12 protein-coding genes are annotated in these 16,993 nt (G+C 61.6%); all 12 read left to right on the top strand.

What is annotated here, in order from left to right; genetic code table 11:
• Positions 1–103 precede the first annotated feature (103 nt).
• The gene (locus tag ACTQ4R_RS10595) at positions 104–733 is read left to right on the top strand and encodes an HAD-IA family hydrolase (RefSeq protein ID WP_441628484.1); all 630 of its coding nucleotides are present in this window, start codon (positions 104–106) and stop codon (positions 731–733) included.
• 10 nt (positions 734–743) lie between these two features.
• Entirely contained in the window at positions 744–1,517 is a 774-nt protein-coding gene (locus ACTQ4R_RS10600; RefSeq protein WP_441628486.1) for a TIGR00282 family metallophosphoesterase, read from the top strand.
• Positions 1,518–1,549: 32 nt separating this feature from the next.
• Positions 1,550–2,032 (top strand): YbaK/EbsC family protein, encoded by a 483-nt coding sequence (locus tag ACTQ4R_RS10605; protein WP_441628488.1) that lies wholly within the window; start codon positions 1,550–1,552, stop codon positions 2,030–2,032.
• Positions 2,033–2,074: 42 nt separating this feature from the next.
• Positions 2,075–3,172, top strand: coding sequence for a metallophosphoesterase family protein (locus ACTQ4R_RS10610; protein WP_441628490.1), 1,098 nt, complete (start codon positions 2,075–2,077; stop codon positions 3,170–3,172).
• 38 nt (positions 3,173–3,210) lie between these two features.
• Positions 3,211–3,666 carry a SufBD protein gene (locus tag ACTQ4R_RS10615; protein ID WP_441628492.1) on the top strand — a complete coding sequence of 152 codons (456 nt, stop codon included), beginning with the start codon at positions 3,211–3,213 and terminating at the stop codon, positions 3,664–3,666.
• Positions 3,667–4,063: 397 nt separating this feature from the next.
• On the top strand, positions 4,064–5,821 hold the full coding sequence (gene thrS, locus ACTQ4R_RS10620) for a threonine--tRNA ligase (RefSeq protein ID WP_441628494.1): 1,758 nt from the start codon (positions 4,064–4,066) through the stop codon (positions 5,819–5,821).
• A 249-nt stretch (positions 5,822–6,070) separates the two neighbouring features.
• Positions 6,071–9,487 carry a pyruvate carboxylase gene (locus ACTQ4R_RS10625; protein ID WP_441628496.1) on the top strand — a complete coding sequence of 1,139 codons (3,417 nt, stop codon included), beginning with the start codon at positions 6,071–6,073 and terminating at the stop codon, positions 9,485–9,487.
• Between the two features lie 295 nt (positions 9,488–9,782).
• Positions 9,783–10,802, top strand: coding sequence for a TAXI family TRAP transporter solute-binding subunit (locus tag ACTQ4R_RS10630; RefSeq protein ID WP_441628498.1), 1,020 nt, complete (start codon positions 9,783–9,785; stop codon positions 10,800–10,802).
• 343 nt (positions 10,803–11,145) lie between these two features.
• Positions 11,146–13,113 (top strand): TRAP transporter permease, encoded by a 1,968-nt coding sequence (locus ACTQ4R_RS10635; RefSeq protein ID WP_441628500.1) that lies wholly within the window; start codon positions 11,146–11,148, stop codon positions 13,111–13,113.
• Between the two features lie 243 nt (positions 13,114–13,356).
• On the top strand, positions 13,357–15,039 hold the full coding sequence (locus ACTQ4R_RS10640; RefSeq protein ID WP_441628502.1) for an HlyD family efflux transporter periplasmic adaptor subunit: 1,683 nt from the start codon (positions 13,357–13,359) through the stop codon (positions 15,037–15,039).
• A 4-nt stretch (positions 15,040–15,043) separates the two neighbouring features.
• Positions 15,044–15,739 (top strand): ABC transporter ATP-binding protein, encoded by a 696-nt coding sequence (locus ACTQ4R_RS10645; protein WP_441628504.1) that lies wholly within the window; start codon positions 15,044–15,046, stop codon positions 15,737–15,739.
• Positions 15,736–16,989 carry an ABC transporter permease gene (locus tag ACTQ4R_RS10650; RefSeq protein ID WP_441628506.1) on the top strand — a complete coding sequence of 418 codons (1,254 nt, stop codon included), beginning with the start codon at positions 15,736–15,738 and terminating at the stop codon, positions 16,987–16,989. Before ACTQ4R_RS10645 ends, ACTQ4R_RS10650 begins: the two co-directional genes overlap by 4 nt.
• The last annotated feature ends 4 nt before the right edge of the window (positions 16,990–16,993 follow it).

Raw genomic sequence — 16,993 nt, forward strand, 5'->3', positions numbered from 1 at the left:
GGAGGGAAAGGCAACAGATACCGCGAATTTTTCGGGAATCCTTTGCAAATCCCGGTGGGTTTGCTATACTAATGCACGATCGAAACGAAACGGGAGGACGCCTATGCGCTACGACAGCATCATCTGGGACTTTGACGGGACCCTGTTTGACACCTACCCGGCCATGTGCCGGGATTTGCGCCGCACCATGGAGGGCCTGGGCTTTTCCTTTACGGAGGCGGAGCTGCTGGAGCGCTTCACCGTCTCCCGGGGCGCGGTGCTGGCGTACTGCGCCGAAAGGACCGGCATGACCGCCGAGGAAGTGGACAGGGTCTACCGGGCCTGGGTGACGGAGCACGGCCAGCCCACGGCGTATCCTTTCCCCGGCGTGCCGGATTTTCTGGCCCGGTTCCAGGCGGCGGGAGGGCGGAATTTTGTCTTTACCCACCGCAGCGGCTCCGTTCATGACTACCTGGCCGGGGCGGGGCTGACCGCGTATTTCACGGAGGTCACATCCGCCGGCACCGCTTTTGCCCGGAAGCCGGACCCGGCGGGGAATCTGTACTTGATGGAAACGCACGGCCTGGACCCCCGCAGGACCCTGGCGGTGGGGGACCGGGAGCTGGACATCCTGGCGGGAAAGCGGGCTGGGGCAGACACCTGCCTGTTTTCCGCTGCGCCCGGGGAGACGGCGGCGGACTATGTCATCACGGACCTTTCGGAGCTGTACGCTCTGGTGGGCCTGGAGGAATAAAGGAGGACCCATGGAATACCACATTTTAGCGGTGGGGGACGTGGTGGGCGAGCCGGGACTCAAACACCTGGAAAAAAACCTGCGCCCACTGAAAAAGCTGAAAAACATTGCCTTTACCGTGGTAAACGGCGAAAACGCCTCCGGTGTGGGGCTGACGGAGGAGCAGGCTTGGCGCATCTATGACGCCGGCGCCGATGCCGTCACCTTGGGGAACCACACCTTCGGCAAAATGCAGATCAGAACCATGCTGGAGGACACCCCCTGGCTGCTGCGCCCTGCCAACTACTCCGGCCGGGCCCCCGGCCGTGGCTGCGGCATTTTTGACCTGGGCGGCGCCCGGGTGCGGGTGGTGAACCTCATCGGCCGCTGCGACCTGGACTGGAAGGCGGCGGACCCCTTTACCACGGCGGACCGCCTGCTGAAGGAGGGGGATGCGGACTTCACCCTGGTGGACTTCCACGCGGAGGCCACCAGCGAAAAGCTGGCCCTGGGCTATTACCTGGACGGCCGGGTGTCCGCCCTGTGGGGCACTCATACCCACGTGCCCACCGCTGACGAGGGGGTATATCCCAAGGGCACCGGCTATTTGACGGACCTGGGGATGACCGGGCCCATTGAATCTGTCCTGGGCATTGAGCCGCGGCAGTCGGTGGAGAGCTTCCTGGGGGGCCTGCCGGGCCGGTACAGGGCGGCGGAGGGGCCCTGCAAGCTGCAGGGAGCCGTGTTCACCCTGGACAGCGCCACGGGCCTGTGCACCGCCGTGGAGCGCGTCGACATCCGATAAAGCCATTTATTTATAGAGAGAAGGAACCAATCATGTCTATCCAGAAAGTCAGAGCGTATTTTGAACAGTTCGGCATTGCCGACCGCATCCGGGAGTTTGACGTCTCCTCCGCCACTGTGGACCTGGCGGCCATTGCCGTTGGCGTGGAGGGGGCCCGCATCGCCAAGAGCCTCAGCTTCAAGGTGGATGACCAGCCCATCATCATCGTGGTGGCCGGCGATGCCAAGGTGGACAACAGCGCCTACAAGAAGTATTTCCATACCAAGGCCAAGATGCTCACCCATGAGGAGGCCCACGAGCTCATCGGACACGACGTGGGCGGCGTGTGCTCCTTTGCCCTGCCGGAGAATGTGAAGGTGTACCTGGACGTGTCCTTGCGGCGGTTCAGTACCGTATTCCCTGCCGCCGGCAGCAGCAACAGCGCCATTGAGATGACCTGCGACGAGCTGGAGAAGTACTCCTCTAACTTCGTGGAATGGGTGGACGTGTGCAAGGGCTGGCGGGAAGAGGCGTGAGGAGAGCGCCTTGCCGGAGCGGACAGTGACGGAGGACTGGTGATGTTCAAATTCATCCATGGGGCGGACTTTCATCTGGACAGCCCCTTCGGCGCCCTGCCGGCGGAGCAGGCGGCCCACCGGCGGCGGGAGAGCCGGCAGATGCTGGCCCGCCTGGCGGACTATGTCCGGGAAAACGGCGTGGACCTGGTGCTGCTGGCGGGGGACCTGTTTGACGGCGCTGGCGCGTTCCGGGACACCGGAGAGCAGCTGGCCCGGGCCCTGGAGCGGATGGAGGTGCCGGTGTGCATCGCCCCCGGCAACCACGACCCCTTTGTAAGGGGCGGCGTGTGGGAGTCGGTGCGCTGGCCGGAGAATGTCTGCGTTTTCCGCAAGAACACCATGATGTCGGTGGAGCTGCCCCGGTGGAACGCCGTGGTCCACGGTGCCGCCTTTACGGGACCGGAGCAGGGCAGCAGCCTGCTGGCGGGCTTTCACGCCCCGGCGGACGGACGGGTCCACCTGGGCCTGCTCCACGGAGAGGCGGAGGCGGCGGAGGACCGCTACGACCCCCTGGGCGGCGAGGAGATCGCCGCCAGCGGCCTTGCCTACCTGGCTCTGGGCCACATCCACAAGCGGGGGCAAAAGCAGTATGGCCCTACCCTGTGCGCCTGGCCCGGCTGCCCGGAGGGGCGGGGCTTTGACGAGCTGGGGGAGAAGGGGTTTTACGAGGGCACCGTCTCTGACAGCGGTGCCGTGTCCTTGACCTTTGTGCCCTTCGCCCGGCACCGCTACGAGGTGGTGACGGTGGATGTCACCGGAAAGTCTCCCCTGGCCGCCGTGGAGGAAGCACTGCCCAAGCAGGGGACGGAGGGGGATCTGTACCGGGTGGTCCTCACCGGAGAGACCGGCGAGGGCGGCGGAGACGCCGGGGCCATCCGGACAGCCCTGGCGGAGCGGTTTTACGCCCTGGAGGTCCGGGACAACACCCGCCTGGCGGAGGATGTGTGGCGCCGTGCGGAGGAGGACTCCCTCCGGGGCCTGTTTCTGCGGTCCCTGCGGCAAAAGCTGGACAGCGCCGCGGACGAGGCGGAGCGGGAGAGTATCGCCCGGGCGGCCCGGTTCGGCCTGGCGGCCCTGGACCACCGGGATTTGGGATGAATTTTACCGCCGGGACCGGAAGCTGGAGGTGAAAAGCGATGACAGAGGCGATCATAGCAAGGCTGACTTCAAAAGACGACAAGTGCGCCTGCGCGTTTGCCGATCAGATCATATCGGAAAGCCGGGAAACAGACACGTGGTATGCGTACCTTGATGTGTTTGCCTCGCTGCTTGACGATCCCAAATCGCTGGTGAGAAACCGGGCGCTGCATATCCTCGCGGCGAATGCCCGGTGGGACGAGGAAAACCGTTTCGACTTGATCCTTCCGGATTTTCTCGCACATATCACGGATGAAAAGCCCATCACAGCCCGGCAGTGCATCCAGGCTCTCGTACAGGTGGGGCAGGCAAAGCCGCAGTATATCCCAACGATACTCTCGTCCCTGCGCCGCGCCGACCTGTCAAAATACAAGGACAGTATGCGGCCGTTGATCGAACGGGATATCGCGGAAACAGAAAGGGTGCTGACGGCCCCCGGGTCATCGGGCCGCTGAAGCGGCTTCTTTTTCACAAAACCAGCCGTTCCCCCCAAAAGCCACCCTTAAAATTAAAAGGATAACGGGATTGTGCTCTTGACAAGGACAAATCATCGTGGTATAGTAACTACCAATTTGAAAAAGCGTTGAAAAGGACGCTGCCCGGGAAGGACACCAGAGAGGAGCTGCCAGAGGCTGCAAGCGGCTCTTGCCGGAACCGGAGCCAGTCACCGCCTTGGAGCCGCCCACCGATATGTAGGCTGGGACGGGACCTCCCGTTACAGAGGACACGAGCGGCATCCCTTTGGGATGCAAGCAGGGTGGAACCGTGGAATACGTTTTCGTATCTCACCCCTGATTACCAGGGGTGAGATTCTTATTTTTTTCACCCCTCACCATAAGGAGGAACAAGATCATGTCTGAGGAAAACCTGTACACGTTTGAAAACGAAGAATACCGCCGCACCTATTGGCACACCTGCTCCCACGTGCTGGCCCAGGCCGTCAAGCGCCTGTACCCCGAGGTGAAGCTGGCCATCGGCCCCTCCATCGAGGAAGGCTTCTACTACGATATGGACTCTCCCTTCCCCTTCACCCCCGAGATCATGGAGAAGATCGAGGGCGAGATGCGGAAGATCTGCAAGGAGAAGCTGAAGCTGGAGCGGTTCGAGCTGCCCCGCGCCGAGGCCATCCAGTTCATGGAGGAAAAGGGCGAGCCCTACAAGGTGGAGCTCATCAACGACCTGCCTGAGGACGCCACCATCTCCTTCTACAAGCAGGGCGAGTTCACCGACCTGTGCGCCGGTCCCCACCTGGACTCCACCGGCCGCATCAAGGGCAACGGCATCAAGCTGACCGCCTGCAACGCCGCTTACTGGCGGGGCGACTCCAACCGGGAGACCCTGCAGCGCATCTACGGCATCGCCTTCCCCAAGAAGGAGGAGCTGGACGCGTATCTGGAGCGCATTGAGGAGGCCAAGCGCCGGGATCACCGGAAGCTGGGCAAGGAGCTGGGCCTGTTCATGCTGTGCGATGAGGGCCCCGGTTTCCCCTTCTTTCTGCCCAAGGGCATGGTGCTGCGGAACACTCTGATCGACTACTGGCGCCAGGTGCATAAGCGCTACGGCTATGTGGAGATCTCCACTCCCATTATCCTGAACCAAGAGCTGTGGCACCGCAGCGGCCACTGGGATCACTACAAGGACAATATGTACACCACCGTCATCGACGGTGAGGACTATGCCGTGAAGCCCATGAACTGCCCCGGCGGCATGCTGGTCTACGCCAGCGAACCCCATTCCTACCGCGACCTGCCCCTGCGGGTGGGTGAGCTGGGCCTGGTCCACCGCCACGAGCTCTCCGGTGCCCTTCACGGACTGTTCCGCGTCCGCTGCTTCACCCAGGACGATGCCCACATTTTCATGACCTGGGGTCAGATGAAGGACGAGATCAAAAATGTCATGAAGCTGTTCGATGAGGTCTATTCCGTCTTTGGTCTCAGCTATAAGATCGAACTGAGCACCATGCCCGAGGACCATATCGGCGACGTGAAGGACTGGGATTTCGCCACGGAGACGCTGAAGGAAGCTGTTATGGAAGTGGGCAAGGACTTTGAGGTCAACGAGGGCGACGGCGCCTTCTATGGTCCCAAGCTGGACTTCCATCTGGCGGATTCCCTGGGCCGGACCTGGCAGTGTGGTACGATCCAGCTGGATATGCAGATGCCCGAGCGCTTCGAGCTGGAGTATGTGGGCGAAGACGGTCAAAAGCACCGCCCCGTCATGATCCATCGTGTGGTGCTTGGCTCCATTGAGCGGTTCATTGGCGTCATCACCGAGCACTATGCCGGCGCCTTCCCCACCTGGCTGAGCCCTGTCCAGGTGAAACTGCTGCCCATCACCGACCGCGCCGCCGAATATGCCGACCAGGTTGCCGCCAAGCTGGATGCCGCCGGCTACCGCGTTGAGGTGGACCACCGCAACGAGAAAATCGGCAAAAAGATCCGCGAGGCCCAGCTGGAGAAGGTCCCCTACATGCTGGTCATCGGCGACAAGGAGGCCGAGTCCGGCACCGTCTCCGTCCGGCACCGGGCCGACGGCGACCTGGGCGTCATGGAGATCGACGCCTTTATGGCCCAGCTGAAGGAGCTGGTGGATACCAAGGCGAACAAGTAAGAGAGCTACGCGGCAAAAGCGCCGCGCCCAGCCGGGCGCGGCGCTTTTTTGTCCCATATCGTGAGCGCTTATAGGGGACATATGTCCTGCTGAAATGAACAAACCTGCTTCCCGGCTTGCCGGAAATTTCTGCGGCTTCTCCGAAAATGCACACAGCAGGCAGGATACCGTTGCAACCGGCGGCGGGAGAGGATTATACTGAAGCGAACGGTACAAATCCGCCAATTGGCGGAAGAAGGAGGAAGCATCATGAGCCGAAGCTTTAAGAAGGTGCTGGTAGCCAACCGCGGCGAGATCGCCATGCGTGTTTTCCGGGCCTGCCATGACCTGGGGCTGCAGACCATCGCCATTTATTCCAACGAGGATACATACAGCCTGTTCCGTACGGCTGCGGATGAATCCTATCTCATCGGCGAAAACGAAAGCCCCCTGGGGGCCTATTTGAACATTCCCCGCATCATCCAACTGGCCAAAAAGCACGGCGCCGACGCCATCCACCCCGGCTATGGTTTCCTGTCTGAAAACGGCGACTTTGCCCGGGCCTGCGAGGAGGCCGGCATCCAGTTCATCGGACCCAGCTCCCGGGTGCTGGACATGATGGGCGACAAGCTCTCCGCCAAGCAGATGGCCCTGGAGTGCGGCGTGCCCACCACGCCCGGCACTGCCAAGCCGCTGGAGAGCCGCCAGGCCGCCCAGAAGCTGGCCATGGAGTTCGGCTTTCCCGTTATTTTAAAGGCTGCCGCCGGCGGCGGCGGACGGGGTATGCGCCGGTGCGACACCGTGGAGGAAGTGGGCGTCAACTTCGACCTGGTGAAGGCGGAGGCCAAAAAGGCCTTCGGCAACGATGACATTTTCATGGAGAAATTCCTGGTGGAGCCCAAGCACATCGAGGTCCAGGTGCTGGGCGATGAATTCGGCAACGTGGTCCACCTGTACGAGCGGGACTGCTCCCTCCAGCGCCGCTACCAGAAGGTGGTGGAGTTTGCCCCCGCCTTCTCCGTGGACCCGACGGTGCGGGAGGCCCTGTGCGCCGACGCGGTGAAGATCGCCAAGCACGTGGGCTATGTGAACGCCGGCACCCTGGAGTTCCTGGTGGACAGGGATGGGCACCACTATTTCATCGAGATGAATCCCCGTATCCAGGTGGAGCACACCGTCACGGAGATGGTGACGGGCATCGACCTGGTGCGCTCCCAGATCCTCATCGCGGAGGGCAAGCCCCTCAGCGACCCCCGGATCGGCATCTCCGGCCAGGACTCCGTCCACCGCAGCGGCTATGCCATCCAGTGCCGGGTCACCACGGAGGACCCTGCCAACAATTTCGCCCCCGACACCGGCAAGATCACCGCCTACCGCTCCTCCGGCGGCTTCGGCGTCCGGCTGGACGGCGGCAACGCCTATACCGGCGCCGTCATCTCCCCCTACTATGACTCCCTGCTGGTGAAGATCACCACCTGGGACAACACCTTCGAGGGCGTGTGCCGCAAGGCCAGCCGCGCCATCAACGAGGTCCATGTCCGGGGCGTCAAGACCAACATCGCCTTTGTCACAAATATCTTGAAAAATCCCGCCTTCATCGCCGGCAAGTGCCACACGAAGTTCATCGACGAGACCCCGGAGCTGTTCCAGATGAGCGAGAGCCAGGACCGGGCCACCAAGATGCTCAAATACATCGGCAACATCGTGGTGAAGGAGCAGGGAGAGCACAAGTTTTACGATGCGCCCCGCTTCCCGCCGGTCACGGGGAACCGTCCCGACGGCCTCAAGCAGCTGCTGGACGCCAAGGGCCCCAAGGCCGTGTGCGACTGGGTGAAGGACCAGAAGAAGCTGCTCATCTGCGATACCACCACCCGGGATGCCCACCAGTCCCTGCTTGCCACCCGGGTCCGCACCCGGGACATCGTCAAGGGCATGGAGGGCACCTCTGAGATCCTCTCCGACGCCTTTTCCCTGGAATGCTGGGGCGGCGCCACCTTCGACGTGGCCTACCGCTTCCTCCACGAGTCTCCCTGGGAGCGGCTGGACCTCATTCGGCAAAAGGCACCCAACCTGCTTTTGCAGATGCTTCTCCGGGGCGCCAACGCAGTGGGCTACACCAACTACCCCGACAACGTCATCCGGGAGTTCATCAAGGAGGCCGCCCGGTCCGGCATCGACGTGTTCCGGGTGTTCGACTCCTTGAACTGGCTGCCGGGCATGGAGGTGGCCATGGACGAGGTGCTCAAGCAGGATAAGATCTGCCAGGCCACCATCTGCTACACCGGCGACATCCTGGACCCCAAGCGGGACAAATACCCCCTGGCGTATTACGTGAAGCTGGCCAAGGAGCTGGAGCACCGGGGCGCCCACATGCTGTGCATCAAGGACATGTCCGGCGTGCTGAAGCCCTATGCCGCCAAAAAGCTCATCTCCACTTTGAAGCAGGAGGTGGGCCTGCCCATCCAGCTCCACACCCACGACACCTCCGGCAACCAGGTGGCCACCTACCTCTGCGCCGCCGAGGCCGGCGTGGACGTGGTGGACTGCGCCATCTCCTCCATGGCCTCTCTCACCAGCCAGCCCTCCATGAACGCGGTGGTGGCGGCCCTCCAGGGCACGGAGCGGGATACCGGCCTGGACCTGGGCCGGCTGCAGTACCTCACCGATTACTGGGAGGATGTCCGCAAGCGGTATGATTCCTTTGAGAGCGGCATCAAATGCCCCGCCACGGATATTTACCGCTACGAGATCCCCGGCGGCCAGTACACGAACCTCAGGCCCCAGGTGGAATCCCTGGGCTTGGGCAGCCGCTTCCAGGAGGTCAAGGAGAATTACCGCAAGGTCAACGACATGCTGGGCGACATCATCAAGGTGACGCCCTCCAGCAAGATGGTGGGGGACCTTGCCATCTTCATGACCCAGAACGACTTGACCCCTGAGACCATTGTGGAAAAGGGCGAGGGCCTGGCCTTCCCGGACAGTGCCGTCACCTACTTCTCCGGCATGATGGGCCAGCCCCAGGGCGGCTTCCCGGAGGAGCTGCAAAAGGTGGTCCTCAAGGGGAAGGAGCCCATTACCTGCCGCCCCGGCGAGCTGCTGGAGCCGGTGGACTTTGAGGCCAAGAAGCGGGAAATGGCCGCCTTTGACCCGGACCCCTCCTGGCGGGCCGTCCTCAGCTACTGCCTGTATCCCAAGGTAGTGGAGGAGTATGTGAAAAACCAGAAGGAGTACGGCTATATCATGCGGCTGGGCAGCCACGTATTCTTCCACGGCCTGGCGGTGGGCGAAACCAACAAGGTCAATATCGCCGACGGCAAGACGCTGGTCATCAAGTACCTGGGTCTGGGCGAGGTGGACGAAGAGGGCATGCGGACCGTCACCTTTGAGCTCAACGGCATCCGCCGGGATGTGAAGGTGCCGGACGAGAAGGCCCAGAAGAACATCGTCAAGGTGCCCATGGCGGACCCGGAGGACAAGAGCCAGATCGGCGCCTCCATCCCCGGCGCTGTGAGCAGGGTGTCTGTCAAGGCCGGCGACCGGGTGGAAAAGAACCAGACCCTGCTGACCATCGAGGCCATGAAAATGGAGACAGCTGTGACTGCCCGTATGGCGGGAACGGTGGAAAGCGTTTTGGTCCGCGAAGGGGAGACTGTCAAAGGAGGCCAACTCCTCATCACATTAAAGTGAATTGTGAACTTTCACAAACAGGGTCCGCCGGGAACGGCGGACCCTGCTGTTTCTCCTAAAAAAACAGACAAAGATGGGTGTCCGCCGCTGGCGGATGTTTGTACAACTTGACGCCACTTGACGGAAATCTGTCAAAAAAATGCAGAACGGTCAATAATTTGCAAGATGGCAAATGGAGACTTGCAGAAAAATGCATAAAAAGCGAAAAAAGCTCTTGAAAAATGACGGCGGTTGGGGTATTATATGCAGCAAGTACTGCAAGACCCGCACTTTAAATGGAAAGAGGATTTGAGAGATGAAAAAGTTTCTGTCTTTGCTCATGGCCACTTTGATGTTGGCCAGCGTTCTCACCGCCTGCGGCGGGAAGAAGGAAGAGGCTCCCGCCCAGACCGCTACCGAGGCCCCCGCTGAGGCGCCCGCCGCTACCGGCAGCGAGCTGACCTTCACCACCGGCGGCTCTTCCGGCACCTATTACGCCTTCGGCTCCGTTCTGGCCGGCCAGGTCTCCAGCTCCACCGGCACCAAGGTCACCGCTGTGGAGGGCAAGGGCTCCCAGGGCAACATCGAGCTGATGGATATGGACGGCGCCCAGCTGGGCCTGGTCCAGTCCGACGTGATGAGCTATGCCTATGAGGGCACCAACCTGTTTGCTGATTTTGGCAAGGTGGATTGCTTCTCCACTGTGGCCGCCCTGTACATGGAGCAGGTCCAGATCGTCACCTGCGATCCCAGCATCAAGACCGTGGCCGACCTGAAGGGCAAGAATGTCTCTGTGGGTGACTCCGGTTCCGGCGTGTTCTATAACGCTGTGGACGTGCTGGGCGCCTATGGCCTGGACATCGAAAAGGACATCAACCCCACCTATCAGGGCTTCGGTGACAGCGCCGAGGCGCTGAAGGACGGCAAGATCGACGCTGCTTTCGTGGTTGCCGGCGCGCCCACCACCGCCATCACCGAGCTGTCCAGCGCCAAGCCCACCTACCTGGTGAGCCTGGACGATGAGCACATCGACGCGCTGCTGGCCCAGTCCCCCTATTACAGCAAGTATGTCATCCCCGCCGAGACCTACGGCCTGGAGTCCGACACCACCACCGTGGCTGTGGGCGCCGTGGTCATCGCCCGTGACGATGTCTCCGAGGACGATGTGTACAACTTCTGCGCCGGCGTGTTCGACAACATTGACGCCATCACTGCCGTGCATGCCAAGGGCGGCGAGCTGGACCTGGGCTTTGCCACCTCCGTCACCTCCGTGCCCTATCATCCCGGCGCTGCCAAGTACTTCGCCGAGCAGGGTATCACGGTTCCCACCAAGTAAAACCGCGTTCAGATCCCGTTCAGAAACCGCGAGTGTCTCAAGGAGACTGCGGTGGGCAGCGCCCACCGCAGTCCCTTGTCGGTTTTTGGCAGGGTGGTAAAAGCATAGAAACCGTTTGATAACGGGAAGGAAGATAGTTACGAAAGAAACCCAGGAGGGGTGTCTTTCGTTTGTAATCAAAGCTTTTCAGACTTGAAAAGCTTACACAGCTCGAAGAGCTGTGCGGTGGGCAGCGCCCACCGCAGTCCCTTGTCGGTTTTACGAGACGGATGAGTCCGCGCCCAAGGCGGCGGGGAGTCATGCGTTTCGTGAGGAAATACCTGTTAGGAAGAGAGGAAACTGCATGAGCTTTTGGAAGAAAGAGACAAAGGCTCCCGTGAATACCGCCCCCGCGGACGACGGCGCCGTTGGCACCGCCGCCGATGTGGAGCAGGTCATGAAGAAGTATGACCGGGAGTCCAATACCCGCGTGTGGGAGGGAGTGCCCAAAGAGGTGGTCCGCTGGATCATGGTGGCCTTCTCCCTGTACAGCATTTATGTGACGCTGTTCTCCACGGCCCTGCCGGAGTTCCGGCTGTCCGTGTTTTTGGCGTCCATCCTTATCATGGGCTATTTGAACTTCCCCCTGCGCAAGGGCACCGTCCGGGTGAACCACATACCCTGGTACGATATTGTCATCATGGTGCTGGGCTCCGGAGCCTTTTTGTATTACGCCTTCAACGCCGAGCGGATCATCAAGCTGTCTCTGCGGGCGGCCAAGGACCCCTTCCTGCTGGCGGTGGGCGTGGTGGGCATCCTGGCCCTCATCGAACTGTGCCGCCGCAGCGTGGGCCTGCCCATTTTGTGCGTGGTGGGGGCCCTGCTGGTGTATACCTTTACCCAGGTCCAGCCCCGCATCGCCATCTATAACCTGTTCTACACCACCTCCGGCGTCATGAACACCCCCATCAACGTCTGCGCCAAGTACATCGTGGTGTTCATCATCTTCGGTGCCTTCCTGGAGCGCACCGGCATCGCCCAGTTCTTCATCGACCTTGCAAACTCCGTGGCCGGCGCCTCCGCCGGCGGCCCCGCCAAGGTGGCGGTCATCTCCTCCGCCCTGTGCGGCATGGTGTCCGGCTCCTCTGTGGGCAACACCGTCACCACCGGCTCCGTCACCATCCCCATGATGAAGAAAACCGGCTACAAGGCGGAATTCGCCGGCGCCGTGGAGGCCGCCGCCTCCACCGGCGGCCAGATCATGCCCCCCATCATGGGTGCCGCCGCCTTCCTCATGGCGGAGTACATGGGCGTCAGCTACGCCACCGTGGCTGTCACCGCCATTCTGCCCGCCGTGCTGTACTTCACCGGCATTTATATCGCCGTTCACCTGGAGGCCCGAAAGCTGGGCTTGAAGGGCATTCCCAAGGACCAGCTGCCCAAGCTCCGCGTCCTTATGAAGAAGATCTACCTGCTGGCGCCCCTGGTGGTGCTGGTGGTGCTGGTATCTACCAATATGAAGACCATGCAGTTCTCCGCCGCTGTGGCCATTCTGGTGGCCATCCTGGTGGGTGCCATCAACAAGGATGACCGCATCACCCCCACCAAGATCATCGACGCCCTGGAGGCCGGCGGCAAGGGCACCATCACCGTGGCCGTGGCCTGCGCCATGGCCGGCATCGTGGCCGGCTGCATCACCGTCACCGGCCTTGCCTCCAAGCTCATCACCGCCATCGTCTCTGTCTCCGGCGGCCATACCATGATCGCCTTGGTTTTGACTATGCTGTGCTGCATCGTGCTGGGCATGGGCGTGCCCACCACCGCCAACTACTGCATCATGGCCGCCACCTGCGCCCCCATCCTCATGAATCCCCAGATCGGCGTCCCCGCCATGGCCGCACACTTCTTTGTGTTCTACTTCGGCATCGTGGCGGACATCACGCCCCCCGTGGCCCTGGCGGCTTACGCCGGCAGCGCCATCGCCAAGGCGCCGCCTATGAAAACGGCCTTCAACGCCACGAAGCTGGCCATTGCCGCCTTCATCGTGCCGTATATCTTCGCCATGAACCCGGCCATGCTGCTGGTGAACGTGGAGAATCCCTTCCAGGTGGTACAGATCGTCCTCAGTGCCCTCATCGGTCTGTTCGGCGTGGCTGCCGCACTGAACGGCTTCCTGTATCGCCCCATCAATTTCCTGTTCCGCCTGGCTCTGGTGGCCGGCGGCCTGAGCATGATGATCCCCGGTACCTTGACCGACGTCATCGGCCTGGCTGTTGTAGTGGCCGTGGTGGTGCTCCAGCGCCTTGCCGCCAAGCGGGAAGCCGCCGTATAACAACTCCCCTGCCGCGCATCCGCTTCCGGAACCGTTCCGGAAGCGGATTTTTTTCGCGCCTTTCGAAAAAACCTTCGAAAAACGGTAACCTTTCGACAGGTTTCTTCGTCTGAAAGGGAAGAATACCATTCTTTGGAGAAGCGGCAAAAATCTGTTACCGATTTGTTGTTGCTTTGCGGAAGTAACTGTTCTAGCATGGGCCATACAGTTATAAGGATTGACGGAAAAGAGGAGAATCGACCGATGGCTGAAGTCAAAGATCTGGAACGGGCGGCTCCGGCCCAGGAGCCCGCGCCGGAGACCCCGGCGCAGAGCGCTCCCAAGGAGAGCGTGAAGTCCAAGTGGAAGAACATGCCCCGGAAAAAACGGCGGAAGATCATCCGCTGGGGGGTCCTGCTGGTGCTCCTGGCGGCTGCCGCCGGGGCCGGCTGGAAATTTTTCGGCGGTAAGAAAGAGGCGGAGGCCCAGGTGGTGACGGACATGGTGTCCTACGGCTCCATCACCTCCACCGTGGAGGGCAGCGGCCTCACCAAGGCGAAAAACAGCGAGACCATCATGCTGACCACCGCCGGCGTGGTCCAGGAGGTGCTGGTCACCGAGGGCCAGCAGGTGACGGCGGGCACGCCGCTGTTCGTCATTGAGTCCGAGGCGGCCCGGACAGCGGTGGAGAAGGCCCGGAAGAACGTGGAGGGCTACGAAAAGCAGCTGAACACCCTGCGCAAGGACATCGCGGGGCTGAACCTCTCCGCCGGCTATTCCGGAAAGATCATGGACGTGGCCACGCTGAATCCCGGGGACACCATCTCCAAGGGCGAGAAGGTGGCCACCCTGGCGGACGACACCCGGCTGCGGCTGGAGCAGTATTACAGCTACGCCTATGAGGGCGCCATCAAGGCCGGCCAGACCATGGAGGTCTCCATCCCCGCTCTCATGACCACCATTGACGGCACGGTGGAAAACGTCCACATGGTCAGCCGCATCACGCCGGAGGGGTCCAAGCTGTTCTGCGCGGAGATCATCGTAAAGAATCCCGGCTCTCTGACAGCGGACATGGCCGCCTCCGCCACCACCACGGTGAACGGGGAAGTGGTGTACCCCTACGAGGCCGGCAAGCTGGAGTATTACCGCACCGGCGATCTGTGTTCCACCGTCAGCGGCACCGTGATCTCCAGCGACCTGGTGGATTACCTGCAGGTGTCCGCCGGCCAGGTGCTGGTCCGCATTGACGGCGAGGACAGCGAAAGCGAGATCTTCACCGTGGAGCAGAGCCTGGAGGAGGCGCAGAAGGAGCTGGAGACCGCCCAGAAAAATCTGGACAACTGCAGCGCCGTGGCGCCCATTGACGGCACGGTCATCGGCCTTGCCCTGCAGGAGGGCATGGAGGTGGAGGCCAACAGCGCCGTCATCACCATTGCCGACACCTCCACCATCGTGGTGGACGCCACCGTGGACGAGCGGAACGTCAGCTATGTCAAGCCCGGCATGATGGTGGACATCGACCAGTGGGGCAGCACCTACATGGGCGTCGTGGAATCTGTCAGCCTGAACTCCAAGGCGGAAAACGGCGTTGCCAGCTATCCCATGGTCATCTCCGTGGACAACTATGATGGCACCCTCATGACCGGCAGCTACATCAACTACTCCCTGGTGGCCAGTGAAAACGACAACTGCCTGGTGGTACCCATCCAGTGCGTGAAGACCGTTCCCCTGGAGGACGGCACCACCGGCAACGTGGTGTTCGTCAAGGGCGACCGGCCGGACAACGCCATCGACTTGACGGTCCCTGTGGACGGCGTGCCGGAGGATTTCTGGGCCGTGCCGGTGGAGATCGGCATTTCCGATACCTATAACGTGGAGATCAAGTCCGGTGTGGAGGAAGGGACCGAGGTCTTTACCCAGCTGCAGACCTCTGACGTGTGGATGTGACGCTATGCTGGTTACACTGAAAAACGTTTATAAGATTTACGGCGAGGGTCTGGAGAGTGAGGTCCGGGCGCTGGACGGCGTATCCCTGGACATCGACCGGGGCGAGTTCGTGGCCATCGTGGGCCAGTCGGGCTCCGGCAAGTCCACCATGATGAACGTGCTGGGCTGCCTGGATATTCCCACCCGGGGCGACTATTTCCTGGACGGCACCGATGTCCGGGAACTGACGGACAAGGAGCTCTCCCACATCCGCAACCGCCAGATCGGCTTTATTTTCCAGCAGTACAACCTGATCCAGAGCTTGACGGTGCTGGAAAACGTGGAGCTGCCCCTTATTTACCAGGGCATCAAGGCCGACGACCGCTATGACATGGCCATGGAGGCCCTGGAGCGGGTAGGCCTTGCGAACCGGGTGAAGCACAAGCCCACGGAGATGTCCGGCGGCCAGCAGCAGCGGGTGGCCATCGCCCGGGCCATCGCCACCCGGCCGCCCATCATCATGGCCGACGAGCCCACCGGCGCTCTGGACTCCCACACGGGCCTGGAGGTGCTGGGCTTTTTGCAGCAGCTGAACAAGGAGGGCACCACCGTCATCCTCATCACTCACGACAACGGCATCGCCGCCACGGCCCGGCGGGTCGTGCGCCTGGCGGACGGGAAGATCGTGGACGACCACGAACAGGAGGTGGATTGGCTGTGAATATCCGGCAGGCTGTGAAAATGGCCTTCAAGTCCATCCTGGGCAACAAAGGCCGGTCCTTTCTTACCATGCTGGGCATCATCATCGGCATCGCCTCCGTCATGACCATTGTCTCCACCGTCAACGGCATGAACCAGGAGTCCATGAAGCAGTTCGAGGCCATGGGCACCAATAAAATCAATGTCTCCGCCATGCGCTACGACGGCCAGGATGTGTTTGACGACCTGTATGACTACTGCAGCTCCCTGGGCACGGACCTGGTGCTGGGCATTACCCCCAACGCCAATCTCTGGGACATAACGGTGGTGTACGGCTCCAAGAGCAGTAAGGCCATGGAGAAAAACCAGGAAAATATGTGGAACGGAGACGGGCAAAGCGGCGATATGGCTTTGCCGCCGGACTGCTATCTGGGCAGCGACCAGTACGCCGTGTGCAATAACTTCCAGCTGGCCAAGGGCCGGGACATCAGCAATATCGACATCAAAAATTATAACCAGGTGTGCGTCCTGGGGGCCCGGGCGGCTAAGAACTTTTTCAACTACGCCGACCCGGTGGGACAGGTCATGCAGGTCAACGGCCTGCCCTTCACGGTGGTGGGCGTCTATGCCGCGAAGGATACCAGCGAAAGTCCGTATTCCATGGACAACATCATCGTCTTCCCTTATACCGTCAAGCGGATGCTGAATCCAAATACGGACATCAATGAATTCGTGGTGAAGGCCGCCTCCGGCGAGGCCACCACGGAGGTCATTTCCCGCTTGAGCGGCTTTTTGGCGGGCCTCACCAACAACGGCCAAAGCGGCAGCGGCGGCGCGTACAGTGAGAACCAGTGGCAGGAGTCTCAGAACGAGTATCTGACCATGATCTCCATGGTGCTGGGCGGCATCGCCGCCATCAGCCTGCTGGTGGGCGGCATCGGCATCATGAACATCATGCTGGTGACTGTCACGGAGCGCACCCGGGAGATCGGCATCCGCCGGGCCATCGGCGCCGAGCGCGGCGCCATCGTCACTCAGTTTTTGATCGAGGCGGCCATGCTCTGCGGCATCGGCGGCGTCATCGGCATCGGCATCGGCACCCTGGGCACCCGGGCGGCCGGAAGGCTTTTGATGCAGATCGATATCTGGCCCTCGGCGGGTATCACCCTTTGCGCGTTTTTGCTGTCGGTGGTGCTGGGCATCCTGTTCGGCATCTACCCGGCGGCCAAGGCATCCAAGCTCCAGCCTGTGGAAGCCCTGCGGGCGGAATGAGAGG

The sequence above is a fragment of the Dysosmobacter sp. Sow4_B12 genome, from assembly GCF_052116665.1.
GTDB lineage: Bacteria > Bacillota > Clostridia > Oscillospirales > Oscillospiraceae > Oscillibacter.